Raw genomic sequence first — 23,572 nt, 5'->3', positions numbered from 1 at the left:
CATCACTCCCCCTTTCTCATCATTTTGCCGATAACCGATAATCTCTCCTGCTTCTTTTTTCTGTTTTTTACTTTGTCAACCTCTTTTTCATAATCGTAGAATTTCCGAAACCGCTGATATACCGGTCTCGTTTTCCCTTTTCCAATCTTCTTCTCCGCTCTCACAGCAAAGTTCAGAAACGCCTGCAGGTGGTTTCGGTAGTCTTTATCTACCTCTTTCAACCGCACAGCCTCCATCAGAAGGTTGTATTCCGGAATCGTTAGATTATCGACCTCAGCAAAACTACGAAACCCGAGATACCGGAAACAATTCAAGGCAACCTCTTGATAGAATTCCTCAAAACTTATGCCATCATCTCCTGTTTTTTCGCTTCCATCTCTGCCTGTTTCTTCTTCTCCTTCTCCACAGCTTCCAATAATTCCACTGTGTTTTTCTTGGTAGCATTCGAACTCTTTAAGAAACCCAAAACATCCTCGAAAAGCTGGTCAATATCTGTGTCTTCATCGTCTACGTAATCATCAAGTATTTCCCTTGTCGCACGAGGATCCTGTCCTCTATTTGCAGTATTAAGAATAGTTACAAGTGCTTCTGGGTCATTATCCAAAAAAGACCCTAATGTATATCGGAATCCGATGTCTTTCTTTGCCCCTGGTATTCCGTCCACTGGAATGACCATCTGTTTATTCAGTTCTCTTAAAAAACCCATCCCAAACTTGAACTGATACACCTGTCCGTTAATTGTTAATTCCATCATCTTTAACTCCTCCTTGCTTTTCAGCAAAACAAAAGAGAGCAGTTTCCCGCCCTCTATGTATATATTTATTCCTTTCCTACTTTTGCCTTTCCAATTTTCCCTCTGCCGATTAAGGCTACATCCTCAGAGGGTATTATTCCCCCTCTTTCACAGAATCCTTGAACACATAATTTGCGATTTCCTGTTGCTGGGTTGTCACAGTGACATCCCCACGCTTTCCAGAACCGTTGATTCCAAATGTGAGAGACACTTCCACATTATCTTCTGCTGCCGAAGTGATTTCAAACTCTGTAAGATACCCTTGAAAATACATTCCTTTAAATTTATTCTGTCCTTCCTCTGCCGGATCAGCGAGATTCGCTTCCCAGATTTCAATCAATTCATCAGAATCCATTGCATCCTCAAGTTCCTGAACTGTCTTGTCTCCCTTTGATAAAATACTTGTAGCCGTAATCTCTACTTCCGTTGTCCCTGGTGTCCTGATAGAACCATCCTTTGTCGCAGTAGAATCCGCATCCTTACTTTTCGTTCTCCCATTTTCCGTTGTGAACGCCAAATTTTTTCCCGCCTCTTTCGAAGCATTCTTCGCCAACCTGTATAAATATACGATTTTCTTTCCGGATACGGCTTCGGCAAATAACTGTAAACCTGTCTTAAACATGCTTTTTCTCCTCTCTAACTAAAACTAAATTCTATTTCCAGCAACCCGTGTAAAAGAGGCTGCTTTGTTGTTGTATCCGGAAGTATCCTCTGGTTTACATTCCGGACATTCCATGCAAAATTTTCGGTATGATCCAGTCTTCTGCACACATTTTTAGTCGCCAGCAACATTTTTGACACCGTTCCTCTCTGCCTTGGATTGTCGTGCCATACGTGAATTGTCTGATACACATTGCCAAACACAGCCGTTTTATTGGCATCGTCTGTCTGTTGGCTATCTGCGAGATAAACAAAAGGATACGACGTACCATCCGGCGGAAGAAAACCGTCATATACGTCATACCCTAATGATTTGATCTCTGTTAATAATTTTGTAAATAATTCTTGTTGTGGATCCATGCCTCACCTCACAAGCTTTTGTAAATCTTTTTCAAACTGTTTCTTCTGCTCCTCAAATGCGGGTTTTAAATACGGCTGTGCTTCCATGAACCGGGTTCCGAGTTCCACGTATGGAGCATACTCAGCTGTCGGCTCTACTGTGGCAGTCATTCCATTGTCTGACATATCAAGACCTATGCTCCGCTTCAAAGTCCCGGTATCAACCGGCGCATTTCTCTGTGATTTTACTTGCATATCAGCTCCGTTTTTTCGGACAACTGTCTTGACTGCATTCAGATCCATTCTTTTTTTCAAACCTTTATCCAGCTTTGCGATTCCTTCAAATTTAATGCCTGCCATCACTGCACCTCCGATACCACAAACACGTGCTTTGTTCGAAGTTTCCGTTCAAAATCCACTCTGTATAGGACATTGCCTATCCGGATAAGGTCGAACGGCTTTTTATAGTGCATCTGCAAGCGCACTGTCTTACTTCCCTGCTTTATAGCACCGTACACAAGATTCATCATATCCGTGCCAGTATCTGTAACACTGGCATGCTTTTTTTCTTCCGTGATCTTATCTTCTTCATAATCTCCGGTAGACTCATCATATTCTCCGGGCGTGATCGACTGGAAGAATACCTCTGTATCACATCTCAAATAAACCGCACCCTTCCTCGTTTTGATTCCTTCTGCGAATCTAAAAAAGCTTGTATCTCATTCATAAATCCATCAAAATCGTTGTCATTGTAGGACATGTTCTCGCCCTCGACATTGTGGGAAGACATCCCCTCGGAACCTAGCCGGTTGAACCGGATCACCGCCACTTCCACAACGATATGATTCATTTCCTCCGGTACTTCAATTCCTCCGAGCAGGAGCTTTAGGCGCCCCTGCACAGATCTGAGTATCAACTCCAGTTTCTGATCAAGAGAATCATCCTCGATTCCAAGAAGTTTTTTTAAATCATTCAGCATTGAATTTCAACTCCTTACGAATTTGCCATGATACCCTGTTTTTTCATCTCCGCAAGAATTGCATTGATTTTGCTTTTCAGGTCAGATGCTGTTTCTGTAGACAAATCTGCAATTAAAGCCATCTGTTTCACACCGCCAATCGTTGTTTTATTCGCCGCTGGAAGAACGTAACTCTGCCCTGGATCGCCTTTTTCGCCTTTTGCTCCTGCTGGTCCTGGATCGCCTTTTTCGCCTTTTGCTCCTGCTGGTCCTGCTGGTCCAACCTGCTCATTCTTCACGCCCTGCTCCAATTTATTCATCTTCTCCGCAGTGATAACATCTCCATCGCTCCATGTTGTTGGTGTATATGCCATAATATATTCCTCCTATCCTTTTCCAATTTTCGCCTTGCCGATTTTCCCGCTGCCTACCAAGGCTATATCAGGAGCGGGTTCTATTCCCCCGATTTTGTTACTTTTACTACCGCTTTCTTATTGTCATTTAAGATAAATTCTCCGGCTCTTCCAGCTCCTTGTAATGCTACACCATCGAAATCTTCCGATTCAATCGTTCTCGCCGTGTTGATTCCGGTAAATGCTTTCCCCACTCCTGCAATATATGCATAAGCGCACTCTTTTGACTGGAAGAGCTCATCTGGAATCTCTTCTACAATGAAACCTTTGAATTTCACAACTTCGTTTCCTTCGATATTTACATTGGAATTCTTCGCAGTTGTATTAAGAGGATGATCTACAATAGCATTGTATAAATCGGAACAAACCTTAATCTTCCTCGTTCCAACTGCTTCGATGTTGTTAAAATACTTAGACAGCTCATTAAACAGCTTTAATACATTGTCTGCCGTATAATCAGTAACACTTAAAGTTTTTCCTGCAGATGTGGAAATAAATTTTCCGTGCTGCTTGTTAAACTGCTTTGTCTTAGCCCTCGCCTGCAGTTCCAAGCGATCTGCTACCGCAACGTCAAAATCATTATTTACGGTGTGTCGGTCAATTCCCTCGTGGTAATTCCATTCCCAAGAGTAATTAACCGGCGTGTTCGCGTAGATAATCTCTTTTCTCTCCCCGAAACGACTAGAGTTCCCTGTTCCCGTTCCAAACGCTTTCGTAGCTGTTTTATCGTACCCAGTTCCAACCACAACCGGAATGTCTGATGTTTTTACATAAAAGGCTGTTTCATTTTCTCTGACTCCATCAAGTGCCTCAAGTTCGCCGCCGAAAAAATCCGCGAAATAAGACATCTTTTTAAATACTGCCTTCAAAAGTCTTTTAAACTCAAGCTGGTAGCTTCTTACCGGCATATCATTGTTGTCTCCTGCCGCAAATAACTGTAACATCATAAATTCTTTGTTCTTCATCTTCACATTCTCCTTTACTTATACTTTGCAATTCGCTTGTCAAATTCAGATAACTGGCTTCCTGAGTTTGCCATAGTTTTTGGCGTAGTTCCGGTTGCCCTGGCAATCTCGGCTTTCTTAAGCTGGGATTCTACGATTTTCATGAGAGTGTCAATTCTTGCATTGGTATCTGCCTCATCGGCTCCTACGACAAAATCAAGAACGTCTTGTGTTGCTTCGATGCCTTTCTCTGCAAGCACCCCTGCCGCATTTCTGCCAAGCTGATTTCTTACAGACTCTGCCTGCAATCTCTCATTTTCTTTCTTTAACTTGTCCAGTTCGTACTGCTGTTTCTGTTCTGCATTCATCTTTGCGACTTTTGCCGCTTCTTCTGCTTTCTGGTCAGCATCCTCCTGCCACTTCACTTTCGCATTGCCTAGTGCAGTTTCGATTGCTTTATTGACTCTTCTGTCAAATTCCGCTTGATTCTTTCCGTCTTTTAAAAAGTCCTCAAACGTGTTGCCGGAAGTCCCTTGACTTTCCTCGTTGCCATGTGTTTCTTCGCCGTTCGCGCCGGATCCATCGCCTTCCGCCCCAATTCCTTCGTTCTCGGCAAATAATTGTAATGCCATAAATTCTCTAAGTTTCATGTTAACTTCTCCTTTCGCCCCAGTCCATCCATTGTCCAGACTATTGCATCGAATCATAGTTTTACGAGGTTTCGCTCACTTCCAGTTACAATACCCGGACATACTCCGGGAACTCATCGGCAATCAAACAAACGCTAATGAAAAAGGAATCTACCAAAGTTTTTGATTTCTCCGATAGATTCCTATGATTTATATCAACCCTTCCGGGGGATATGCTGTATTCTATTTCGTCATCCGTCAATTCTTCAATCGACTTGATCAACGTCTGTGTGAGTGCTGTAACAGCCGCACAAACAATATCTTTTCCAGGTTCTGCATACCTGGCGTGTCCAGAGATTTTAATTCGCTCTGGACGGATTCTTACCTCAATCAATCGTTATCGCCCCCCTTCGGCGTGAAACAATTGTGGATTATCGCAATGTAGCATATACAACGCATTTCCAAGTTTCTCAACCTGCTTCTCTTCCAGTTCAATACTGTACATTTCATCAAGTGCATGCAACAATTCATGTACTAAAGTCGATTTTTTCTGTTCTTCTGACGCATCTGCATTCAGGACGATTTTCTCTGGGAGATACTGTATCAGCCCATACAAATCGCCTTCTTCATCATGTAGATTCTGTTGTTCTTCTACTGTATATTCTTTATATAAAACTTTTACTTTCTCTGGTATGCTCATATCATTCACGCTTCCTTCCTTAAAAATAGGTATAAAAATACCACCAGCCCGCTCGACCGATGGTATCTATCTTGGATTTAAATAACCGTTTTCATATAAAAATCTTCCTTCTTCAATAGTTAATACCGAAAAGGGATTAGGTATGCTATCATCTTCTTCTACTGGTCCATCATATTTATATTCCGATGGAACAAATCCAAGTTTTTCACAAATTCTTTTATATTCTTTTTCCTTCTCCATCATAACACCTCCAAACAGACCCCCGCATCTACAAACTGCTTCTTTACTTCATCAGTATATCCTGTTCTTTCTAAGTTATCAAGTGCAAAATGTGCTAATACTTGATTAAACTTTTCCTCATCAACGAAATATTTATATATTTTTCCATCATGACACACTACTACTCCACACTTATATTGCCTGTATAAGCATGCGAGCAAGTCTCCCATACTTGGAACGCTGCTTCCTGGATGATTATGTATTCCAATGATGGTATACGGCTCTGCATCTTTCAGCATTGCGTCCATTTTCTTATTCGGCTTTGCACGACTTTCAGCATTATAATCCTTATTGATTTCATATTTTCCCGTTTTTTCATCAATATATGCTAAATCTTCAAACTTTGTTCCTGATCTGTGGAGTAACATATCTTTCGAAAGCTTCCATATATTTCTGTTGACCTTTGTTATATTGGAAATCTTATCAATTCGTCTTCTGTATTCTGGAGAATTAATGAGCTTTGAATCAACAACTGTATTTTTGTACTTATACTTCGTCTTGCTTTCTTCTTTCTCTCTCCTATTTTTCCATTCCTCAAAATTCATCCCATGTTTAGAATACCCATCCAACCACTCTCGATACTCTTTATCGTCCATATATGCTGCTGTACTGCACCGGCAACGTGGATGCATTGGATGTGCATTTTCTCCTGGCATCATTTTTGATACTTTAAAATGTTTTCCGTCTAAAGCCCTACAGATCGGGCAGGCAGTCGGCTCCGCGATAAACTCATACTCATCAAATCCATTGCGGATATAAGACTGTTTCTGCGCTTCTGCCTGCACCCTTGACAGTTCCGTTATCATCAGTCGCTCTGCATTTTCCCGGCTTACTCCAAACAGTTTGGTAAGATGTTTTGCCAATACTCTTGGATTCTTTCCCTGTATCAGACCTGTTTGTAAGAGTTTCGCCAGTTCTGCTTTCATCATATCCTGGTACATCCATATACGATCCGAATATTTTGCATTATGGAATGAAGCATTTACGATCGAATGTGCCATCTTCGCATTGTTCTGAATGGATTCCCCTAAGATACCTGCCTGCCTTTCAAATTCTTCCAGCGTTTTCTCCGTCAGGATCTGGTCAAAATACTTCTGCAACGCATCAAATCCACCGACAAGATGTATTCCGATATTAGCTTTCAGCATTTCCAGCCGGTTGATTTTCATGGCTGCATTGTAAAGCCTCATTTCCTCATTGGCTTCCTTCAAAAAATTTTTATCCTTTACATACTGTGCTGCTTTCCGGCTGTACGCATCAATGTCCATTTTGGATACCCGCTTTTTCGCTTCTGTAATCGAGATCCCCTCTGCTTTTGCGTATTTTGTATAGAATCCATTTATTTCTTTTTGGATCTCATCCATCATGTTCACATAGATCTTCCCGATCTCTTTTACATATTCGGCTTCATCCCTAATATTCTTCTTTCGCTGCTCTTCTTCCCTATTCTTCCAGTACGTCCTGCTGCTCATCTGCCGCACCTCCGAACATCCGTTTTTCTACGATTGTTTTCTGTCTCTTTTTTTCATCCTTCTCCATTCGATCCATTTCCTCGGAAACATCTTTTACAATAGACAGAACAGAAAGCTGGGTCTCCTTTGACACAACATCTTCAAGTGCCTGTGCTGTCTGCGCTTCTTCGAGGAGATTTTTCGGGATATTTCTGCTCATTGTAAAATCAATATCTTTCCATGCATCCTGATCAGATACATTCGTTGCAAGAGAGCAAAACAGCTTATATCGCTTTCTCATGGACTTTTCAATTTTACGGTCGAATGTTAGTGCAAGATTGCTCATGGACTGTAATTTGTATGCAAGGGATGTTCCAGAAGCGTTTCCAAAAGAATCATCCGAAATATTTGCTACCATACTTGTCTGATAAATCAAATCCTCAAGCCGATTCAAAAGATTTTCCTGCGTTCCGTCTGCAGTTGGTTTGCCAAGAAACTGCACGATAATATCTTTTGCACTTTCCGTACCATAAAGATTTATAATTCGATTGTCCCGGATCTTATAAACACCATCCTCATCCAGCTCGGCGCCAAGCACTGCTAGATATGCCTCTGCGAAAGAATCCACATCATTTGCCTTTTCTCCTATTACTCTGTTATATGTTTCTACCATGCCGGATACTTCTTCATAAAGTCCGATTCTCTCATCATTTAACATGTATTCTACACAATTAATACGACCATAGGGATTCGGTATGCTCTCCTGCATGATTTCCCCCTCGAATGGGATGATTTTCTCTCTTGTCAGTATTTCTCCGTGCCTTGTGACTTTATCATCTTTATATCCATATCTGATAGCAAATAGTGCACGGTTCTTTACGGTATCATCATAGACGACAAACAGTTCTTTTGGATTGCATATCACGGTCTTTGTCTTTGCCTCTTCATCCTGGTAAAAATACTCAAATGCATGTCCATAAATACAGCATTTCTTCGCAAGCTCGTATTCCTGATCAGAAATATCATTATCTCTGTCGAACTCAATAATTACATCTTTAATCTTTGTATCCGGATGTGATTTTTTCACCGGAATCCCATAGGCATATCCCAAAAATGTTTCAGTGATGTACCGTGGAAAATTTACTGCCAGTCGGTTATCCGGCTTCCATGATTCCTTTTCCGGAAGATGGAATACATCGTGAAATCCTTTGTATAGATTTTCAAGGTAGTTATATCTTGGCATCCTTTTCTCATGTTTTCGGATGTATTCATCTACCAATGTCATATTGATTTCTTTATCAGCGGAACATAAAAGCGGTTCCGGCAATTTATATGGTCTTTTTCCATTCATTCTATATTCCTCCTCTAAAGGTCTTTAGTTTCACTTTGCCCTTTCTCTCCTGCTCAATGGAATATCTAAGCATCGCCATCGCATCATCAAAGAAATTCACTGGCTCGTCCGTGAAAGTATTCGTCTTCTCATCTTTTCGCCATTTCCACTGCTGAATCTCTTTAATCGTATTCACGCAAGACGGATAAATGTGGATCGTGTGCTGCTTCAAATAATCAATCTGCGCCTTTACACTGTTCGGCTCTTTCTTAACCGGACATGCTCTGTATCCTGCTTTTTGCCACATCTTAATCCTATCCGGCTCCGCAGAATCGCAGTACATGATAATTCGCTTCTGAAACTTCCCTTCGGTCAGCTGTATAATCTCGGATGTATCTTTCTCAAATACATACAATTCCCGGCATAAGTAGATATCCCCATCTTTGAATCCAACCTCCCCAATGCAGTTCGCATGGTTGAATCCAAAATCCTGTGAATTTACCATGTAATCGAATCTTTCTGGAGATGTGTCGAACTCCTCGACCACATAATTTGTAAGAATCAAACCGCCTATTTCTCCCCACTCCCCAAGTCCGTAAATCCGATACCCATCCGGATCACGTTCTTTACGCATCATCATGCGTCGGTGATATGCTTCGTCTATGAACCGGTTCTGCAGGTACGTAGACTGGTGTGTGTATACATCATCACTTTTTATGTCGAAATATTTTGCTTTTAACCAGTGCGTTGCTGACACCGGATTGAAGCTGAATGTGATCTGATAATACAAAAATGGATTGAATGACAAGTCACCTCTGAGTCGGTCATCGAGAATATCGACATCCGCTTCATAAAGTTCCGTTGCTTCTTCAATCCATATCCATGTTAGTTTTCCGACATCGAATGTGATAGACTTTACTTTTTCTCGCTGTCCATCATCTTTCATCCCTCGGAAAATTATTTTATTTCCAGTCACTTTAGAGATCAGCTCCATCGGATTGCTTCTGATCTGCCAGAATAATCCCGCTTTATCTCCGTATATTTTGTATATTGCGCTCTTCAACTCCGCATAGGTACTATCTTTGTTTGTTGTGTCTACTTTCCGGACACACAGAAGATTCGCGCCTTTATACTTTGGATCACCAAGTTTGATGATAAAATTCTGTGCAATGTTTACCGACTTTCCAGAGCCAGCAGAGCCTTTTGCCAATCGGTATCGTTTCTTGCACTCATTAAATTCTTTGAAATTCCCGTTAAATCCCACCTTAACTTGTTTCATCTTCATCACCGTAGTCTACTACAATCTTCATGTCCATATCTCCTGCCACATCCAGTTTATCATTCCACATACCTAAATGACGTCCTAACATTTCCAACGCCTTTTCTTTATCATTCAATTTGATTTCAATTCCATTAGCTCCCTCTTTGATTCCTGCGATTGCTCCTATCTGCTCTTCTGACAGTTCTGTAGTTGGCTTCACCATAACCACGCTATTTGTACCATCAACTTTAATTTCTACATAATCTGTTGCCCTTGCAAAAGCAATCGAAGCCAACTCTTGAAGCACCATATCCTGTGTGATTTCCGTTCGCTTTTGGCGTTCGTTCATTCGATCTGAAATATACCCTGCAACGTTAGCATTTGTTAGCATTCTGCTTCCATTTGCCCTCGCTGTTTCATCTTTCTTCACGGATGGATATGCCGCGCGGTAAGCCCGTGTAGCATTCAAATCAATCAAGTATTCATCTGCAAATATTTTCTGTTTTTCTGTCATATGGCTCACCACCTTCCAATCTATCAATTTTCTATCTCTGGATACAACAGGAATCGAACCTGTGACATATTCACTACGAGTGAAGTGCTCTACCACTGAGCTATGTATCCATATTTGGGTATTAGAAAAGACGCCCTAATGGACGCCTTACATTTGTCTCATCTTCACATCAACTGCCTCTTTCCTGACATTGTGATGCTGGTTCTGATTCTCCGGCTTTACCTTCTCGGTAATGCTGTTGAATTTTTCATTGCTTTTCTTTCTGTTCAACTTCTCTTGGTTCTTCTTATCCATTTCCTCACCTCAGATATAGTATGTGAGGAATGAGAGGTTTTATGTATTGGAAGGAATCACAGCGGGTACGTTTAAAAATTTCCACTTCCTTGTGCTACAACACACATCGTAAAAATAACAATTGGAACTAAAACTAATACTACATACCATATATTTTGGCATATTATCTTCCCCTCTTCTAACCAAACATTAATCTCGCTGATATAATTATTAACAATTTGTTTTTGTTTTTTATCTTCTTCCCCTGAAATATTTGTATTAGTTTCCATTTGCTTTTCTTTCTTTTCTTTCTTTTTTTTCTTTGTTATCCAACTTATTCCAAATTCATTGCATAAATGTTTTACTGTAATAAAAAAATCAACGTCTGATCTTCTTTCTGTATTATCAGTTATTTTATTATATTCATCTACACATTTCTCTAATTCGCTAGTTTCCAAATTACGCTTAATTGTTTTTAATTTATTTAGCGATTCTTCAATGCGAGATATTCTTATTGAATAATTAGCACTATTATTTATTATAGAATACGCTAAAACAATGATAGACAATATAACCCCAAAATACTCAGAAACTTTTAGATTAAAATACTCTGGAAAATATTTTCCCGTTAACGTATTTACAATCAAAAAAATACTATAATAAATTAATACAAAATTTGACATCTTTTGGCTTTTATCTAATCGCTTTATCATATTTGCATAATTACTTTGTGTCGTATCAATTATGTTTTTCCACTTTGCCTTATCATATTTAGGAACTTCATTTTTTTCTTGCTCTTTTAATGAGTTGTTACATTTTTTCTTCTTGCTTTTCATTTTATTCTCCTTTACTTCCATTTTCTAAATTATTTACATGGGAAGTATACGTCAACTTTTTACATTTTTCAACAAAAAGCACCCTATATTTCTATATGGTGCTTTTCCAGATACGTATAAGAAGAATTTTGTCAGGAGAAACCAACCGATTCTCCGATCCGATTGCTGTTCGCCTATTGGCTCTATTGTTATTATACATGTGCTTTCTGTGCTTTTTGTGCGTTTTTCAAATATTCATCTATTCTTCTGCTTATTCTGCTTCTGTCTATATGAACTTTTTTTGATATCATGCTCTGATTAACTGGTTTGTCCCCATTTATGTAATAATGGAAGAATATTCTTCTTGTTAAGCTATCTGTGATTCTGCTTATAAAATCCTCTATCTCCTCATTTTCCTTTTCGAGATACGTTTTTCTACGCAAATCCCGGTTCTGCAGTCTTTCATACTTTTTCTGATCAAACCCTACGACTGATTGTGGCATCGGATAGCCTTTACTGTAATCGAAGACAACATCATTCCCTATCATACTGTCGCTCTCCCAACGATTATTCAGCATCCAGTCCAGTTCTCTTATTTCCTGGCGATTGCTCCTGTACGATGCTAATCGCTCTTTTGTCATTTCCACCGGCACCACCTCCCTTATGTATTTTTCTGATATAGTCCATTACCTCGATGCTTTGATATGCTTCGTGCTGCATCTGACGTTTTGCACTTTCTGACGGTCCCCGCTTTATAATATCATCAAAGGTATTTTCTTCGTCCAGCTTTGCTTGCTTCCGTGTTCTTCCATAGCTCAAATTATCACTTCCCTTCAAATTTTATATTTTTTTAAAAATAGCGTTAGATTTTTCAAGTTCGCGTGTATATATAGTAGAGGAGCCTATAATACTGTGAGGTCGGGGCAACGGCACTTAAGACCGTGCTCCGCTGCCCTCTTTAAACGCTTTGCTCCGTCGTATATATGCATACAAATCTTCAATACCCTGTTTGTATCCATCACAGTATGCTCTTTCTTTTTCTACTGTTCTTGTGTATTTCATTTCTGCGTCGCTTTGCATTTTATTTACAATGTTTTCCAGGTTGTCCACCTTTTCACTCCTCCTACTCCTCTTTCACAAATCTTTAAAACTTCGTTCACATTCTTTCTATCTTTTCATCACAGGATTATCACAAATCCTGTGTATAGTAATAATCAAACAAAGACATTTAGTTTTTATATAGATTTTCTTTTTCATAATTAGCCGGTCATTGTACCGACTTCTCCTCTGTTTGTAGTTTCTTAGGCTTGTATGGTTCCGGAAGTGAACGCCAGGCTATTACTCTCGGATTGCAAGGATTGCGTTTTATAACCCAACGCTCCTCCTGCACCCATGCTGTTTTTGTATAATATCTCATTCCACCAGCACTATCAGCCATCTCCTCGATAGTTACTTCCACTTCTTCTCCTTCTTCCGGCAATCCGTCCTCTACTGGAATCCAACCGTTATTGTCTTCATCGTTCATGTGCGAACGGATGATTTCTTCAATTTCAGTTGCTATTCCAGTAGCACCTAAAGCAAATAACACTTCATGTCCAACTACAAACTTTTTCTCGACTTCTTTTATCTCTTCCAAAATCTTCTCTAGTACGTTCATCAAACCTCACCTTTCTCTTTTAGCTGTTCCGCAGCTAATTTAAAAGCCAACATATACACATCCAAAATTCCTGTTGATCTTTTCCCGATATCTCTAACAAATTCCCATACATCGCTGAAATGTTCTGACAGTGCATCATATCCTTTTGAACCAACGCCTGTATCCTCTGAAAAATCTTCCAGCACATCTTCGTAAAATTCTTCTAATTTGTCTTCATCTGTCTCAAAATCGCATCTATCGTGTTGGAGAATCTCTTCCATCATATCCCATTCTTCCAACAATTCTTTTAGGTCTCTTTCCGCATCTTCGGAATTATATGTGTATATTTTACGATTGTGACAATCAATTTTTTCTCGGAAATAACCCACATCATTTACAAAGTCCGAAAATCCTTCGAAAGTCATGTTGTTATAATTCGATGCAATCAATTCTCCTAAATCACCGGAAATATGTAATCTACAATAATCTTCTTCAAAAAGAAATCTGATTCTGTATTCGTTGCTGTCAGGTCTTCCAAAGTCCACAATTTTTATATTTCCATAATCTGTGAATTTTGCTATATGATTCACAAATTGTTTTTTCTGAAATTTTAAATCAACCATCACGCCACCTCCAACAGCTCAAAATATTCTTCTAAGTGTGCTTTTGTAATCTCCAACCACGAACCATCATCAATAGAGTCAAGATGAATTTCTCCACCGACTATCGTGTTGCTGTTTTCGTCCAATTCATAAATTTTTCCAGATTCAATCACGGTAGAACTATTTTCGATCAAGAATCCATCCGCATCGTAGTTATCTACACAAAATGATTTCTTGCATCTATATGTTTTCATGTTCCACCTCCAACAGCTCCGGATTATCAAAAATATTTCCGACTACTGTCTGCATATTACTCACTCCAATCTAACCTCTGTCCGCACTCGTCGCAAAACCTCATATAACTTCTAAGTATTCCTCCACATTTTGGACATTCCCCCCACTCTGCATCCAATTGCTCCATTCACCCCGATGATAATCGGTTTCTTCGCCGTATCCCGTTCCTTCAGCTCCTGCACCTGCTTTAGCAGCTTTGCAGTCTGCGTCTTATCAAAATCATTAATCCGATTGTATTCATTCAAGATATCGCAGATAAACTTCCCAATTTTACATTCTGAACATATAATTTCTAAAGACTTTCCATCTGCCATGTACGGATATCGGCACAGATTGTCACAGATATGCTCTGCAAATTCCGTTGTTATCTTGTCCATCTTTGTTTCGTATTTGTTCATTTTCCTGATTCCTCCTTGATCCGTTTTATCCTTGCTTTCAAACTCTGCATCACGTAATTCTGCACATCATCTTTTCGTTCCAGCGCCTGTACTACGTCTTCGTCTCTTGTGCCGTCACATACCAACTGGTGAATGATTACCTTCTCCGTTTGCCCCTGCCTGTGCAGCCTTTTATTTGCCTGGGTGTACAGTTCGTAATTCCAGGTAAGACCAAACCAGATTACATGGTTTCCTCCATGCTGTAGGTTCAAACCATAGGCACTGCTTGCCGGGTGCGTCAGAAGGATATCAATTTCACGATTGTTCCAGTCATCCTCATCCTGTGTGGTCTTTAACTCTCTTACGCGTAACCCTGTCTTTGCAAGCGCCTTTAAGATCCGCTCCTTATCATGCTGGAAATTATAAAACACTAATGCTGGTTTCCCCTGAAGAGATTCCACCAGTTCCATGAATGCCTCAATCTTGCAGTTATGGATTTCATGCACGTTTCGATCCTCGTCATAAATCGCACCGTTCCCAAGTTGCAGAAGTTTATTGCTCAACGCCGCTGCACTTGTCACACTGATTTCTTCTTCATCCTCCGGAAGTGCCAGCACCATTTTTCTCTCCAGTTCCTGATATGCCTTTCTTGCTTTTGTATCCAAGGTAACGGTTACAGGATGGTACGTCACATCCGGAAGCTGCAGATAATCCTCTGCCTTCATGCTGATGCAGATGTCGGAAATGATTTTCAGGATGCTTTCCTCGCTCCCCTGCTTTGCCTTGTAGTTATATACCACATTGTTCCCACGTTCTCCCGGATCAAAATACCGTTCCCGGAACTGTGTATATCTTTTTCCGAGTCGTTCACCTCCGTCTAACAGATAGATCTGTGCCCACAGGTCATCAAGTCCGTTTGGGGATGGAGTTCCCGTAAGCTCTACAAGACGGTTGATCCTTGTTCCCACACCCGCAAGTGCTTTAAACCGTTTTGCTTTATGGCTCTTAAAACTGCTGGATTCATCGATCACCACCATGTCAAACGGCCAGCTGTTCCGGTAATAATCCACTAACCACACTACGTTCTCCCTGTTGGTGATGTAGATGTCCGCCGGTGTGTTCAGTGCACGGATGCGTTTTGTCTGACTTCCAAGTACCTGAGATACCCTCAGCATCTTCGTGTGCTCCCATTTATCTTTTTCCTTGGTCCATGTTCCTTCGGCCACTTTCTTCGGTGCGATCACAAGCACTTTCCGTACTTCAAACCGGTTATATTTCAATTCCTTCACGGCCGTTAATGTTGTGATCGTTTTTCCCAGTCCCATATCGAGAAATAACCCGATTTTTTTTATCTCGATGATCTTTTCAATACAGTGTTTCTGATAGCCGTGTGGTTTAAACTCCATCTGTTTTCACCCCTTTGTATTTTCCGGAAAGTAGAATGCTCACTTGCGGATATCCGTATTTCCCGAAAAATTTGATCAATCCGGCTATCCCCTTTACTACTTCCACCGTTTGGCCAAGTTCTCTCAGCCTTTTCACCTGTACAGTCTGCAGGTTCGTAAGCACGCCTGTGTCCGTTTTCAATTCCACAAACACCGGGGGTTTTTTCGGGAATATTACAATCCGGTCCGGTACCCCGCTGTTACCGGGACTGACAAACTTATATGCCTTACCTCCCAACTTCTTCACTTCTGTCACCAATATTTTCTCAATCTCTTTCTCTAACATTTTCACACCTCCTGCAACATCTACAACCTCGCACGCGTATGTGTACTCTCTATTAGGCGCGTTAGGTAATACATATAGCGTACGTGTACTCTTTATTTTTATATTTTTATTTTTTATAAAAAGTTTGTTGACATTGTTGACATATATTTATAAATGTTGTATTTCTGCGGTTTTTCGTGTCAACAGCTTTGCAACAATCCTGTTAACATGTGAACAAACTCATGATTTTTCTAATTTTTTGCATTTTTTATCCCTCTGTTGACGATTTCAGGCTTTGTATACAGGTGTCATTCTACATTGTTGACACCCTTTCAAACCCTCTTTGAGTTCCGTAAAAGCCATATCTCTGCGAAGACCGGTTCCTTTTCCATCCTGGTATTCCAGATAAAATATTATTGATCTCCATACTGTCTCTTTTTCCCATGTACTTGATATCACTTCCAAAACATTCCTGCCAAATCTCTGCAGCACATACCTTTTCCCGGTCTACCAGAACCTGTTTTTCTGCTGTCTGCATCCCTCCCTGGAGGTACTGCCGCCTCTGCAATAGGTTCATACTATTCCAGTCTGCTGGGATTTTTCTATCCAAAAATTCCCTTATTACACCTTCTTTTGCAAAAGACTCCCTGTGTTTTTCCTGCTGTTCTTCTGCCAGTTTTTCAATCTCTTTCGGTAAAAATAATTCTTCCCCCATTGCCCAATACACGTAGGCTTCTGCCCATATCTGATCCACTTCCAAAGGGAGATGCTGCCATACCGATTTCTTTGCTTTATGTTCTCCTACATCCACCGGCCAGAACCTTCTGTTCCCCGTGGAATCCTTTAAAAACTCGCTGTCGTTGCTTGTACCGAAGAATACGCACCGTCTTGGGTATTTATTCGTTGTACGTCCATAAGCCGCCCTATAGATATCATGCGTCTTGCTCAGAAACTGTTTGACCGCACTGGTCTCCTGCTTCGTCATCGCCGTCAGTTCCCCGACTTCATTGATCCAAGTTCCCTGTATCAGCTCCGCGGACTCTTTTCCTTCGAAACTTGTGAGGGAATCAGAAAACCACTCTCTTCCAAGAATTGCAAGAAATGTACTCTTTCCAATCCCCTGCGGTCCTGCAAAGATCGGCATGTAATCATATTTCACACCGCCTAAGATTCCCCTTGCCACTGCGGCGCACAATGATTTTCGTATTACTGCACGCGTATAGAGGTTATCGTCAGCCCCAAGATAATCCGAAAGAAGCGTATCCACCCGCTTCACACCGTCCCATTTGAGACTTGTCAGGTATTCCTTCACCTCATTGACCTTGTTCTGACTGCTGACGATCAGAAGACCGTTGTCCAGCTTTTCCTTGCCTGTAATCCCGTAAAACGTCTCCATATAGCGATAATATCCGGCATAGTCCACATCTTCCCATCTCCGCTTTCCTTCTCTCTGATTCCACGGAAGGCTCCCGCGCACCATGCCGCAGCTTGCAAACTCATCTGTCACAATCTTTCCTTTCAAAAAAGGGTCATTCTCCAGGATTATGGTCACGTTATTGATTGTTTTTTCAATCCTGTTATTTCCGTCTCTTGTAAGTCTTAAGACCCAGTCCACATTTTCATCCTCAGCCGGATTCATGCCGGAGACTTCTTTTGCCTGTTCAAACTTCTCTTTTACTACAAGCCCTGATACTGTCTTGTCTTCCCTTGCAAGCTTTGACATTGCTTGGAAAGATGGAAGCTTATTCACCGGAGTTGCCTCCTTTGATTCCTTATCCCTGTCGGAGAACATATGCAGCCTGATCAAGTCAAACGCATTCACAAGCTGTCCGGAGCATGGATCCGTTGCATGGTGGGAATATAAGAATAGATCGTCATCGTACAGGATCGCCCCGCCTGTTGTGGATCCACCAGTGTATGTATATCTCCCCGGAATATCCGTTGCCTCATACATGCCAGGGATAAATTTCTCCATTGCCTGCGTGACCGTATACGTACGGCAGAAAGCTCCGATAATTCCTTTTTTCTCTAACGGATTCTCCTGTCTTGCAAGTCTTCTGCGCTCGATCGCATCACTTCCCGGTACCTGCGGCCACTCGCTCACGCACTTCCAGTCCTGGTACATCCCAAGCAATCCGTCCAGACTGCAGAACGGATGATCATAACTTTTACAGATATATTCCCCATCACTACAGCAGCTTGGCCAGTACATCAGCCGGCTTGCATCAAATGTCGTTGGATCACAGAACTCGATCCCGATCAGCGCTGCTGCTTTTCTTGCTGCCGGCTCATATTCATCAGAGGTAGCTGTCCTGTCTAACGGGATCAGCACCCTCAGTCTTGGCGCATATCCTGTATGTTTCCTTGTACTGTAGACTGCAGCCGCACATCCAAGCCCTGATACTCTTTTCAATATTTCATCCGTCTGTCCTGCGGGGATATTATCCATATCCAAAGTCAAAATATCCCTTCCTTGTACATAAGAGCTCTTTCTCCTGTCATTTATAAAGGTGCCGCCTACGAATCCACCTACGTCCTTCAATTCCGCCTGCTGGCTTTTCCCCAGCGCCAGATATTCCTCCATTGTTTCAGAACTTCTCACCGGATTTTTCAGACGGTCCACAAAATCAGACCACATGATTTCATTCTTCGGCCAGTACGTTGCCTTTCTGGTTCCGGCCGTGCTGATCCATAATTTTCTATTGTAATCCATCTGTTTCCTCCTAGTCTTTCATATAATAACTGCTTTCAAATCCGGCTCCCTTTAAGAGCAAACCCGGTGCCCAGCTGATTGGTTCCGCCATCAAGTCACAGATTTGTTCCACCGTTACTTCCATCGGCGCATCAATGATAACCTCGTCATGTACGTGGAATACGACCTGCAAGCCTAATTGCTCAATCCTTCTGAGGGTTTCAGCTAAACAGTCTCTTGCGATTGCCTGCACGATATTTTCCGTCATTTTTCCTCCATAAGTAGATGCCACTTCCCATTTTTTTGTCTGCTGTCCGACTGTATAATAATGGATTGCCATCTTTCCGAACTGATTTTCCTTTAAGAACGGTTTCGGATAAAAAAGTTTTCGCCCACTTGGCAATTGTACTGTCAGGAAGCTCTGTCCATACATCAGTTCCCCCTCATACCGGAAAATCAAACCGTTGATGCCCTGTGGCTGAGCTGTCTGCATCGTTGTAAGCGCTGCCTGTTCCACCGCATACCACAAATCTCGGATTCTCGGATTCGCATTTCTCCATCTCTGCACAATATCCGGAAGTTCCTCTTCTGCCAGTCCCATGTTCAATGCTCCCATCGCGATCAGCGCAGCTGTTCCTCCCTGGTATCCAAGCGCAAGTGTCGCAACCTTTCCTTTCTGTCTAAGACTGTACTCCGGGTTTCCTTTTACAATCTTTTCAATCGGCACATGAAACATCTGAGATGCCGTTGCTTCATAAATCTTTCCGTGAGTAGCAAATACTTCGTTTACCCACTGTTCCCCCGCAAGCCATGCGATCACACGCGCCTCAATTGCGGAAAAATCGGCAACTACAAACTTATGTCCCTCCGATGGGATAAATGCTGTTCTGATCAGCTGGGAAAGGGTGTCCGGAACATTTCCATACAAGAACCTTATTCCGTCATAATTCTTTGTCTTAACAAGTTCTCTTGCATAGTCTAACGTCTTTAAATAATTTCTTGGGAGATTCTGTAACTGCACAAGACGTCCCGCCCATCTTCCGGTCCGATTCGCCCCATAATACTGTGTCAGACCACGCACACGGTCATCTGCACCCTTGGCCGTTTCCATCGCCACGTATTTCTTAATGGATGTTTTCCCAAGCTGCTGCCGTATTTCGAGAACACGCCTTATTTCCTTTGGGAGGTCGTTTCTTTCCAAAAGTATGGAGACGTCTTCTTTTCGTAGTCCCGGAAGTTCCACATCCATCTCTAAGCTGTCTGAAAGTTCTTTTTCCACCCATGCTTTCAACTGTGCTGTACTATTTGGATTTTGCAGTCCTGTAATATTGATCGCCTCTTCTGTCAGCTCTGTACTGCTCACCCCGTCTATCATCAGCGCTCCTTCAATCAATTTCGAATCCACACGTACACCAAAGGCGTTCATCCGGATATCCTGCTGCCATAACTCTTGTTCTTCTTCCGGAACCGGAAAACAACTCAGACGTTTTAATATTGCACGCTCTGTTACCACGTCCTGTTTGCAGTATTCCTTGAACAATTCCCATTTCTCCGGTGCATGTCTCGGGAGATTCCATGTCCGATTTCCATTGCTCTTTGTCGGTTTACATGGAACGCAGAAGTACCGGATCAATGCTTTTCCGGTTGTCAGTTTCTGCTTGTCCTGCGGAAGTCCGATTGCCTTTCCGGTCGCATCCAATCCGGCTGTGTAACCACAATACAGTCCATGTATCATAGTGCATCTCCACTGTTCTAATGGTGTCTCATAACCGGCACGATTCAGGCAATACCATTCAAACGCTGCATTGTATGCATGTTTTACAACAGTCGCATCTTTCAGCGTCAACTGTACATTTTCCGGGATCTGCTCTCCCTGTGCCAAATCCACAAGCTCAACTTCTCCATCATCCATCTGATAAGCAAACAATAACACTTCAAAATCTTCTGACTGTGCATATCTGTACAATCCGGCTTTTCCGATATCCACGCTGCTCTTTGTTTCAATGTCTATACTCAAATGCCTTAACATCTGCGTCCCTCCTGTTACAAAAAGGGGCATACGCCCCTAAATATCCTACATTGGTAATCCGGTAATCGGATTTATTGTAGATTGTGTCTGCTGATATTGCTGTGTTACTTGCGCTGCAGTCTGCTGAGGTGCAGGCGCTCCAAAAGCTTGTGAAGCTGTCGGTGCACTTCCTCCCAGCGCTTCTCCGTCTGCAAGTTTCTGCACTGGACCTAGTCCGCACCCGATTCCTTTCTTTCCTCCGAATGCATACGGGAAGAAATTCACATTTACTCTTGCATAAATACCACTGTAAATCTCTGACTGATTGATGATCGGATTTAGATTCGCATCTACAACTTCCGGTGGATAGTCTGCTTTTGCACTCGCAGTGAATACCCAGTGTCCTTTACACTCCGGACCAAAAGCCATCCCGTCTGATGGTCTCACGCCATCACCGTCGTATACCGGAGTCGGGACGATTGGAGTACACACTCCGTTCCATTTATCTGAAATCCCTTTCTGCTTGGCAGCTTCAATTGCTGCATTGATCCGGTTCATCGTATCCATATCTGTCTTTGGTACCAAGATGGTTACCTGAAATTTTTCTTCCTGTCCCGGCTGATACGCGTATGGTTTGAATACATGTACATATGATAATCTTACTTTTCCTGTTGTTACGTTTGTTAAATTTTCCATGATTATTGCTCCTCCTGAAATGCCTTTTCGGCTGTGATTTTATTTGTAATCGCTTCTCGTTTATCGGATTCTTTTACAAGGGTCGGCTTGCCCGGATTCTTTACGACCATACCGCCGACCATCTCCGCGAAATCTTTTTTCCCGATTGTCTTTTCTACCTGTGCAAGTGTCAATGCTTTCTTTTCGTACAGAATTTCTTCTGCAATTCCTTTTTCCTTCAACACTTCAAATGCTGCCTCCATATCGGTCCATTCTCTGGATCCTCTTCCCTCTACTGCCTTCCATCCTGCTACTTCGTTTCCCGCGAGGCATTCTTTCAATGCATGTTCTTTTAGGTCTGAAAGCCATTTGGCCACATCTTCCCCAGTGGAAAGATATTTCCCCATTTCCTCGTTACTGATCAGCGGCGGAAGTTTTCCTTTATCCGGATTAAAAGCCAGCTTTACGTTTTCTTCTGCCCTTGCCCTGCACTGTGCTTTTGCCCTGCAGAACCGACACTGTTTTTCTCCGGGGCAGAACTCTCCCGCTCCATTGATTGCCAGTTTCGCACGATCCTTTACATATTCTGCAAATTCAAGTAATTCCCCTAATGGACATTCCCATTCTGAAATACTGTCTAATCTAGGCTGTATGATCACAAGATGGATGCTCCGAATGTCGTATAAGAAACTGTACGCCTGATATGCGCCGAGCGCATACAACATCATCTGTGGATTTTCTTCTGCGCTGACTGGCACCCCTTTTCCATACTTGAGGTCAATTACGTGCAACGTATTACCACTTAACAGGATGCAGTCTGCAGTTCCAAATCCATCCGGAACATACTGACTAAAATCCACCCTCTTTTCAATCGCCGAATAAGGTTCTGCAGGAAATGAAAGCGCAAGCGTTTTAATGTAATCCTTATAGATTTCTGTATAACCGTCCATTTCATCCTGCCACAACTCTTCGGTTTTCAGCTTTTTAACCTCGGCGTTATATTTCCGTTTTCCAAACTCTTTTGTCTGAAAATAATGTCTCAGTTTCATCTCGGCCAGTTCATGCGCTAGAGTTCCTTCTCTGGCCGCGTCTGATGTGGTATCCGGAAACTGTTCTTCCAGTCTTGCACTCGGAGTGCACAGGAGCCATCGATGTGCTCCCGATGCACTTAAGACCGCATGTGTTCTCTCCTGATGATTCATTAGATCTGCGCCCCCATTCCGCGAAGTCCTGTCGCAAAGTTCCCATAATGTTCCGGTGAAAGCTCCATCAAAGATGCTACTCCAAAGCTTTGGATCAGCTGCATAAGCTGCGCCTGCATCCCCTTGTCCATCAGCTGCATGGCTGCCTTAGACAGATCATCTCTTGTATACGTCGGTTCAGATGTCGGTACTGCTGCAGGTGCCTGCATTGACTGTGCTGATGCTTGTACTGGTACTGAAGGAGTTGGTACTGCCCCCGTTGTGTTCTGCTGTGGAACGGATGCATTCCCCCAAGGAGCTTCTTCCGTACTCTGCTGTTCGTGCACGGCTTGTCCGACAGCTGCCTCGTCCATTTGTACAGATTTTCCTCCCATTGCAACTGCCAGCTGCATAAGTGCCTCTGATAATTCTTTTAATCCTGGTACATTGATTGTTACTTCTAAACTCATTACTGTTTCCTCTCTTTCATATATGTATGGTTAATTGTTACTATTTTTCTCTGCTAAAAATTTGCCAAAAAGTACCTCTCCAGCGTTTCCCTCAAATTCCCCACTTGATAACTTACTTAAAAATGCTAAAGAATCAATAAATGAATCTGCCTCCGCCTTACTCGTTGTTCTAGAAATTGATGCGTGAAAATTTCTCAAAATCTCGAGTGTTTCACACCAAATAGTCTCCAAGTCACCGGATATCTTTAACTCCATTGCTTCATTTTTTTTGTATTCTGCTTTAATCAATTGACTTTCCCTCCAAAATCCTCTACAATTTAATTGGTTTATTATCCGAGTACCCGAGCTTGCCGGCTCATGTGGGTGCTCTTTCTTATAGTAAAATTGATGCTGCTGTAATTTCTCCAGCTAAAAACCCTAGCATTGTGAGTATTACCATCACACCGCCTGTCATAATTCTGCGGAACAACAACTCGTCACGAAACTCTTTTACTGCCAACTGATTCTTCAATCTTCTCTGTCTTAACACATCCGAGCGTCCGAACTGCATCACCTTGATTTCTTCCAT

Annotated in this window: 35 protein-coding genes and 1 tRNA gene; all 36 read right to left on the bottom strand. The window is 42.0% G+C overall.

Annotated elements, in window-relative coordinates:
* Window positions 1-2: 2 nt before the first annotated feature.
* Window positions 3-221 carry a hypothetical protein gene (locus tag BQ5364_RS04170; protein ID WP_207646109.1) on the bottom strand — a complete coding sequence of 73 codons (219 nt, stop codon included), beginning with the start codon at window positions 219-221 and terminating at the stop codon, window positions 3-5.
* Between the two features lie 122 nt (window positions 222-343).
* Window positions 344-754, bottom strand: a complete 411-nt coding sequence (locus tag BQ5364_RS04165) for a tail assembly chaperone (RefSeq protein ID WP_083382674.1) — start codon at window positions 752-754, stop codon at window positions 344-346.
* 133 nt (window positions 755-887) lie between these two features.
* Window positions 888-1,415 carry a phage major tail protein, TP901-1 family gene (locus tag BQ5364_RS04160; protein WP_071143710.1) on the bottom strand — a complete coding sequence of 176 codons (528 nt, stop codon included), beginning with the start codon at window positions 1,413-1,415 and terminating at the stop codon, window positions 888-890.
* A 14-nt stretch (window positions 1,416-1,429) separates the two neighbouring features.
* Complete coding sequence (locus tag BQ5364_RS04155) at window positions 1,430-1,813, bottom strand: DUF3168 domain-containing protein (protein ID WP_071143709.1); 384 nt, start codon at window positions 1,811-1,813, stop codon at window positions 1,430-1,432.
* A 3-nt stretch (window positions 1,814-1,816) separates the two neighbouring features.
* Entirely contained in the window at window positions 1,817-2,152 is a 336-nt protein-coding gene (locus tag BQ5364_RS04150) for an HK97-gp10 family putative phage morphogenesis protein (RefSeq protein WP_071143708.1), read from the bottom strand.
* Entirely contained in the window at window positions 2,152-2,454 is a 303-nt protein-coding gene (locus BQ5364_RS04145; protein ID WP_071143707.1) for a hypothetical protein, read from the bottom strand. Before BQ5364_RS04145 ends, BQ5364_RS04150 begins: the two co-directional genes overlap by 1 nt.
* Complete coding sequence (locus BQ5364_RS04140; protein WP_071143706.1) at window positions 2,451-2,771, bottom strand: phage head-tail connector protein; 321 nt, start codon at window positions 2,769-2,771, stop codon at window positions 2,451-2,453. Before BQ5364_RS04140 ends, BQ5364_RS04145 begins: the two co-directional genes overlap by 4 nt.
* A gap of 14 nt (window positions 2,772-2,785) precedes the next feature.
* Complete coding sequence (locus BQ5364_RS18435; protein ID WP_071143705.1) at window positions 2,786-3,124, bottom strand: collagen-like triple helix repeat-containing protein; 339 nt, start codon at window positions 3,122-3,124, stop codon at window positions 2,786-2,788.
* 80 nt (window positions 3,125-3,204) lie between these two features.
* Complete coding sequence (locus tag BQ5364_RS04130; RefSeq protein ID WP_207646108.1) at window positions 3,205-4,128, bottom strand: hypothetical protein; 924 nt, start codon at window positions 4,126-4,128, stop codon at window positions 3,205-3,207.
* Window positions 4,129-4,142: 14 nt separating this feature from the next.
* On the bottom strand, window positions 4,143-4,757 hold the full coding sequence (locus BQ5364_RS04125; protein ID WP_071143704.1) for a DUF4355 domain-containing protein: 615 nt from the start codon (window positions 4,755-4,757) through the stop codon (window positions 4,143-4,145).
* Between the two features lie 85 nt (window positions 4,758-4,842).
* Window positions 4,843-5,130: a ribosomal-processing cysteine protease Prp gene (locus tag BQ5364_RS04120; RefSeq protein WP_071143703.1), complete on the bottom strand. Its 288-nt coding sequence runs from the start codon at window positions 5,128-5,130 to the stop codon at window positions 4,843-4,845.
* A 3-nt stretch (window positions 5,131-5,133) separates the two neighbouring features.
* On the bottom strand, window positions 5,134-5,436 hold the full coding sequence (locus tag BQ5364_RS04115; RefSeq protein WP_071143702.1) for an ImmA/IrrE family metallo-endopeptidase: 303 nt from the start codon (window positions 5,434-5,436) through the stop codon (window positions 5,134-5,136).
* Between the two features lie 66 nt (window positions 5,437-5,502).
* Entirely contained in the window at window positions 5,503-5,679 is a 177-nt protein-coding gene (locus BQ5364_RS17895) for a hypothetical protein (protein WP_159431671.1), read from the bottom strand.
* On the bottom strand, window positions 5,676-7,187 hold the full coding sequence (locus BQ5364_RS04110) for a minor capsid protein (RefSeq protein ID WP_071143701.1): 1,512 nt from the start codon (window positions 7,185-7,187) through the stop codon (window positions 5,676-5,678). Before BQ5364_RS04110 ends, BQ5364_RS17895 begins: the two co-directional genes overlap by 4 nt.
* A complete protein-coding gene (locus tag BQ5364_RS04105; protein ID WP_071143700.1) occupies window positions 7,159-8,517 on the bottom strand; it encodes a phage portal protein in 1,359 nt (452 codons plus the stop codon). Before BQ5364_RS04105 ends, BQ5364_RS04110 begins: the two co-directional genes overlap by 29 nt.
* A gap of 1 nt (window position 8,518) precedes the next feature.
* Complete coding sequence (locus tag BQ5364_RS04100) at window positions 8,519-9,781, bottom strand: PBSX family phage terminase large subunit (protein ID WP_071143699.1); 1,263 nt, start codon at window positions 9,779-9,781, stop codon at window positions 8,519-8,521.
* Window positions 9,762-10,271, bottom strand: coding sequence for a terminase small subunit (locus BQ5364_RS04095; RefSeq protein ID WP_071143698.1), 510 nt, complete (start codon window positions 10,269-10,271; stop codon window positions 9,762-9,764). The genes BQ5364_RS04100 and BQ5364_RS04095 overlap by 20 nt, the downstream gene beginning before the upstream one ends.
* A gap of 38 nt (window positions 10,272-10,309) precedes the next feature.
* Window positions 10,310-10,381, bottom strand: a tRNA-Thr gene (locus tag BQ5364_RS04090).
* 37 nt (window positions 10,382-10,418) lie between these two features.
* Complete coding sequence (locus tag BQ5364_RS18070; protein ID WP_162841121.1) at window positions 10,419-10,565, bottom strand: hypothetical protein; 147 nt, start codon at window positions 10,563-10,565, stop codon at window positions 10,419-10,421.
* 71 nt (window positions 10,566-10,636) lie between these two features.
* Window positions 10,637-11,380 carry an SLATT domain-containing protein gene (locus BQ5364_RS04085; RefSeq protein WP_071143697.1) on the bottom strand — a complete coding sequence of 248 codons (744 nt, stop codon included), beginning with the start codon at window positions 11,378-11,380 and terminating at the stop codon, window positions 10,637-10,639.
* Window positions 11,381-11,571: 191 nt separating this feature from the next.
* Window positions 11,572-12,000 carry a hypothetical protein gene (locus BQ5364_RS04080; RefSeq protein WP_083382921.1) on the bottom strand — a complete coding sequence of 143 codons (429 nt, stop codon included), beginning with the start codon at window positions 11,998-12,000 and terminating at the stop codon, window positions 11,572-11,574.
* Window positions 11,927-12,178: a hypothetical protein gene (locus BQ5364_RS17670; RefSeq protein ID WP_136017791.1), complete on the bottom strand. Its 252-nt coding sequence runs from the start codon at window positions 12,176-12,178 to the stop codon at window positions 11,927-11,929. Before BQ5364_RS17670 ends, BQ5364_RS04080 begins: the two co-directional genes overlap by 74 nt.
* Window positions 12,179-12,292: 114 nt before the next feature.
* Entirely contained in the window at window positions 12,293-12,469 is a 177-nt protein-coding gene (locus BQ5364_RS17890) for a hypothetical protein (protein WP_159431670.1), read from the bottom strand.
* A 157-nt stretch (window positions 12,470-12,626) separates the two neighbouring features.
* Window positions 12,627-13,016, bottom strand: coding sequence for a DUF551 domain-containing protein (locus BQ5364_RS04075; protein ID WP_071143695.1), 390 nt, complete (start codon window positions 13,014-13,016; stop codon window positions 12,627-12,629).
* Window positions 13,016-13,618 (bottom strand): hypothetical protein, encoded by a 603-nt coding sequence (locus BQ5364_RS04070; protein WP_071143694.1) that lies wholly within the window; start codon window positions 13,616-13,618, stop codon window positions 13,016-13,018. The genes BQ5364_RS04075 and BQ5364_RS04070 overlap by 1 nt, the downstream gene beginning before the upstream one ends.
* Complete coding sequence (locus BQ5364_RS04065; RefSeq protein WP_071143693.1) at window positions 13,618-13,851, bottom strand: hypothetical protein; 234 nt, start codon at window positions 13,849-13,851, stop codon at window positions 13,618-13,620. The genes BQ5364_RS04070 and BQ5364_RS04065 overlap by 1 nt, the downstream gene beginning before the upstream one ends.
* A gap of 111 nt (window positions 13,852-13,962) precedes the next feature.
* Window positions 13,963-14,289 carry a hypothetical protein gene (locus BQ5364_RS18165; RefSeq protein ID WP_071143692.1) on the bottom strand — a complete coding sequence of 109 codons (327 nt, stop codon included), beginning with the start codon at window positions 14,287-14,289 and terminating at the stop codon, window positions 13,963-13,965.
* A complete protein-coding gene (locus tag BQ5364_RS04055) occupies window positions 14,286-15,674 on the bottom strand; it encodes a DEAD/DEAH box helicase family protein (protein WP_083382670.1) in 1,389 nt (462 codons plus the stop codon). The genes BQ5364_RS18165 and BQ5364_RS04055 overlap by 4 nt, the downstream gene beginning before the upstream one ends.
* Window positions 15,664-15,999 carry a PDDEXK family nuclease gene (locus BQ5364_RS04050; protein ID WP_071143691.1) on the bottom strand — a complete coding sequence of 112 codons (336 nt, stop codon included), beginning with the start codon at window positions 15,997-15,999 and terminating at the stop codon, window positions 15,664-15,666. Before BQ5364_RS04050 ends, BQ5364_RS04055 begins: the two co-directional genes overlap by 11 nt.
* A gap of 292 nt (window positions 16,000-16,291) precedes the next feature.
* Window positions 16,292-18,691 (bottom strand): virulence-associated E family protein, encoded by a 2,400-nt coding sequence (locus BQ5364_RS04045; protein ID WP_071143690.1) that lies wholly within the window; start codon window positions 18,689-18,691, stop codon window positions 16,292-16,294.
* Between the two features lie 10 nt (window positions 18,692-18,701).
* Complete coding sequence (locus BQ5364_RS04040) at window positions 18,702-20,699, bottom strand: DNA polymerase (RefSeq protein ID WP_071143689.1); 1,998 nt, start codon at window positions 20,697-20,699, stop codon at window positions 18,702-18,704.
* 45 nt (window positions 20,700-20,744) lie between these two features.
* Window positions 20,745-21,374: a DUF2815 family protein gene (locus BQ5364_RS04035; protein ID WP_083382668.1), complete on the bottom strand. Its 630-nt coding sequence runs from the start codon at window positions 21,372-21,374 to the stop codon at window positions 20,745-20,747.
* Between the two features lie 2 nt (window positions 21,375-21,376).
* The gene (locus tag BQ5364_RS04030) at window positions 21,377-22,555 is read right to left on the bottom strand and encodes a DUF2800 domain-containing protein (RefSeq protein ID WP_071143688.1); all 1,179 of its coding nucleotides are present in this window, start codon (window positions 22,553-22,555) and stop codon (window positions 21,377-21,379) included.
* Window positions 22,555-23,004 (bottom strand): hypothetical protein, encoded by a 450-nt coding sequence (locus BQ5364_RS04025; RefSeq protein ID WP_071143687.1) that lies wholly within the window; start codon window positions 23,002-23,004, stop codon window positions 22,555-22,557. The genes BQ5364_RS04030 and BQ5364_RS04025 overlap by 1 nt, the downstream gene beginning before the upstream one ends.
* Window positions 23,005-23,034: 30 nt before the next feature.
* On the bottom strand, window positions 23,035-23,292 hold the full coding sequence (locus BQ5364_RS04020) for a hypothetical protein (RefSeq protein WP_071143686.1): 258 nt from the start codon (window positions 23,290-23,292) through the stop codon (window positions 23,035-23,037).
* Between the two features lie 85 nt (window positions 23,293-23,377).
* The gene (locus BQ5364_RS04015; RefSeq protein ID WP_071143685.1) at window positions 23,378-23,572 is read right to left on the bottom strand and encodes a hypothetical protein; all 195 of its coding nucleotides are present in this window, start codon (window positions 23,570-23,572) and stop codon (window positions 23,378-23,380) included.

Source organism: Coprococcus phoceensis, assembly GCF_900104635.1.
GTDB lineage: Bacteria > Bacillota > Clostridia > Lachnospirales > Lachnospiraceae > Faecalimonas > Faecalimonas phoceensis.
This window is presented reverse-complemented; position numbering and strand designations above follow the sequence as displayed.

Bases quoted from the DNA above. Each gene is read 5' to 3' on its own strand.
- BQ5364_RS04045 (WP_071143690.1), bottom strand. From the start codon at position 18,691: ATGGATTACAATAGAAAATTATGGATCAGCACGGCCGGAACCAGAAAG.
- BQ5364_RS04075 (WP_071143695.1), bottom strand. From the start codon at position 13,016: ATGAACGTACTAGAGAAGATTTTGGAAGAGATAAAAGAAGTCGAGAAA.
- BQ5364_RS04105 (WP_071143700.1), bottom strand. From the start codon at position 8,517: ATGAATGGAAAAAGACCATATAAATTGCCGGAACCGCTTTTATGTTCC.
- BQ5364_RS04140 (WP_071143706.1), bottom strand. From the start codon at position 2,771: ATGCTGAATGATTTAAAAAAACTTCTTGGAATCGAGGATGATTCTCTT.
- BQ5364_RS04130 (WP_207646108.1), bottom strand. From the start codon at position 4,128: ATGAAGAACAAAGAATTTATGATGTTACAGTTATTTGCGGCAGGAGAC.
- BQ5364_RS04095 (WP_071143698.1), bottom strand. From the start codon at position 10,271: ATGACAGAAAAACAGAAAATATTTGCAGATGAATACTTGATTGATTTG.
- BQ5364_RS04055 (WP_083382670.1), bottom strand. From the start codon at position 15,674: ATGGAGTTTAAACCACACGGCTATCAGAAACACTGTATTGAAAAGATC.
- BQ5364_RS04085 (WP_071143697.1), bottom strand. From the start codon at position 11,380: ATGAAAAGCAAGAAGAAAAAATGTAACAACTCATTAAAAGAGCAAGAA.
- BQ5364_RS04030 (WP_071143688.1), bottom strand. From the start codon at position 22,555: ATGAATCATCAGGAGAGAACACATGCGGTCTTAAGTGCATCGGGAGCA.
- BQ5364_RS04040 (WP_071143689.1), bottom strand. From the start codon at position 20,699: ATGTTAAGGCATTTGAGTATAGACATTGAAACAAAGAGCAGCGTGGAT.
- BQ5364_RS04050 (WP_071143691.1), bottom strand. From the start codon at position 15,999: ATGTTAGAGAAAGAGATTGAGAAAATATTGGTGACAGAAGTGAAGAAG.
- BQ5364_RS04125 (WP_071143704.1), bottom strand. From the start codon at position 4,757: ATGAAACTTAGAGAATTTATGGCATTACAATTATTTGCCGAGAACGAA.
- BQ5364_RS04150 (WP_071143708.1), bottom strand. From the start codon at position 2,152: ATGGCAGGCATTAAATTTGAAGGAATCGCAAAGCTGGATAAAGGTTTG.
- BQ5364_RS17895 (WP_159431671.1), bottom strand. From the start codon at position 5,679: ATGATGGAGAAGGAAAAAGAATATAAAAGAATTTGTGAAAAACTTGGA.
- BQ5364_RS04165 (WP_083382674.1), bottom strand. From the start codon at position 754: ATGATGGAATTAACAATTAACGGACAGGTGTATCAGTTCAAGTTTGGG.
- BQ5364_RS04070 (WP_071143694.1), bottom strand. From the start codon at position 13,618: ATGGTTGATTTAAAATTTCAGAAAAAACAATTTGTGAATCATATAGCA.
- BQ5364_RS04155 (WP_071143709.1), bottom strand. From the start codon at position 1,813: ATGGATCCACAACAAGAATTATTTACAAAATTATTAACAGAGATCAAA.
- BQ5364_RS04035 (WP_083382668.1), bottom strand. From the start codon at position 21,374: ATGGAAAATTTAACAAACGTAACAACAGGAAAAGTAAGATTATCATAT.
- BQ5364_RS04025 (WP_071143687.1), bottom strand. From the start codon at position 23,004: ATGAGTTTAGAAGTAACAATCAATGTACCAGGATTAAAAGAATTATCA.
- BQ5364_RS04080 (WP_083382921.1), bottom strand. From the start codon at position 12,000: ATGACAAAAGAGCGATTAGCATCGTACAGGAGCAATCGCCAGGAAATA.
- BQ5364_RS04015 (WP_071143685.1), bottom strand. From the start codon at position 23,572: ATGGAAGAAATCAAGGTGATGCAGTTCGGACGCTCGGATGTGTTAAGA.
- BQ5364_RS04100 (WP_071143699.1), bottom strand. From the start codon at position 9,781: ATGAAGATGAAACAAGTTAAGGTGGGATTTAACGGGAATTTCAAAGAA.
- BQ5364_RS18165 (WP_071143692.1), bottom strand. From the start codon at position 14,289: ATGAACAAATACGAAACAAAGATGGACAAGATAACAACGGAATTTGCA.
- BQ5364_RS04160 (WP_071143710.1), bottom strand. From the start codon at position 1,415: ATGTTTAAGACAGGTTTACAGTTATTTGCCGAAGCCGTATCCGGAAAG.
- BQ5364_RS04110 (WP_071143701.1), bottom strand. From the start codon at position 7,187: ATGAGCAGCAGGACGTACTGGAAGAATAGGGAAGAAGAGCAGCGAAAG.
- BQ5364_RS18435 (WP_071143705.1), bottom strand. From the start codon at position 3,124: ATGGCATATACACCAACAACATGGAGCGATGGAGATGTTATCACTGCG.
- BQ5364_RS04115 (WP_071143702.1), bottom strand. From the start codon at position 5,436: ATGAGCATACCAGAGAAAGTAAAAGTTTTATATAAAGAATATACAGTA.
- BQ5364_RS18070 (WP_162841121.1), bottom strand. From the start codon at position 10,565: ATGGATAAGAAGAACCAAGAGAAGTTGAACAGAAAGAAAAGCAATGAA.
- BQ5364_RS04065 (WP_071143693.1), bottom strand. From the start codon at position 13,851: ATGAAAACATATAGATGCAAGAAATCATTTTGTGTAGATAACTACGAT.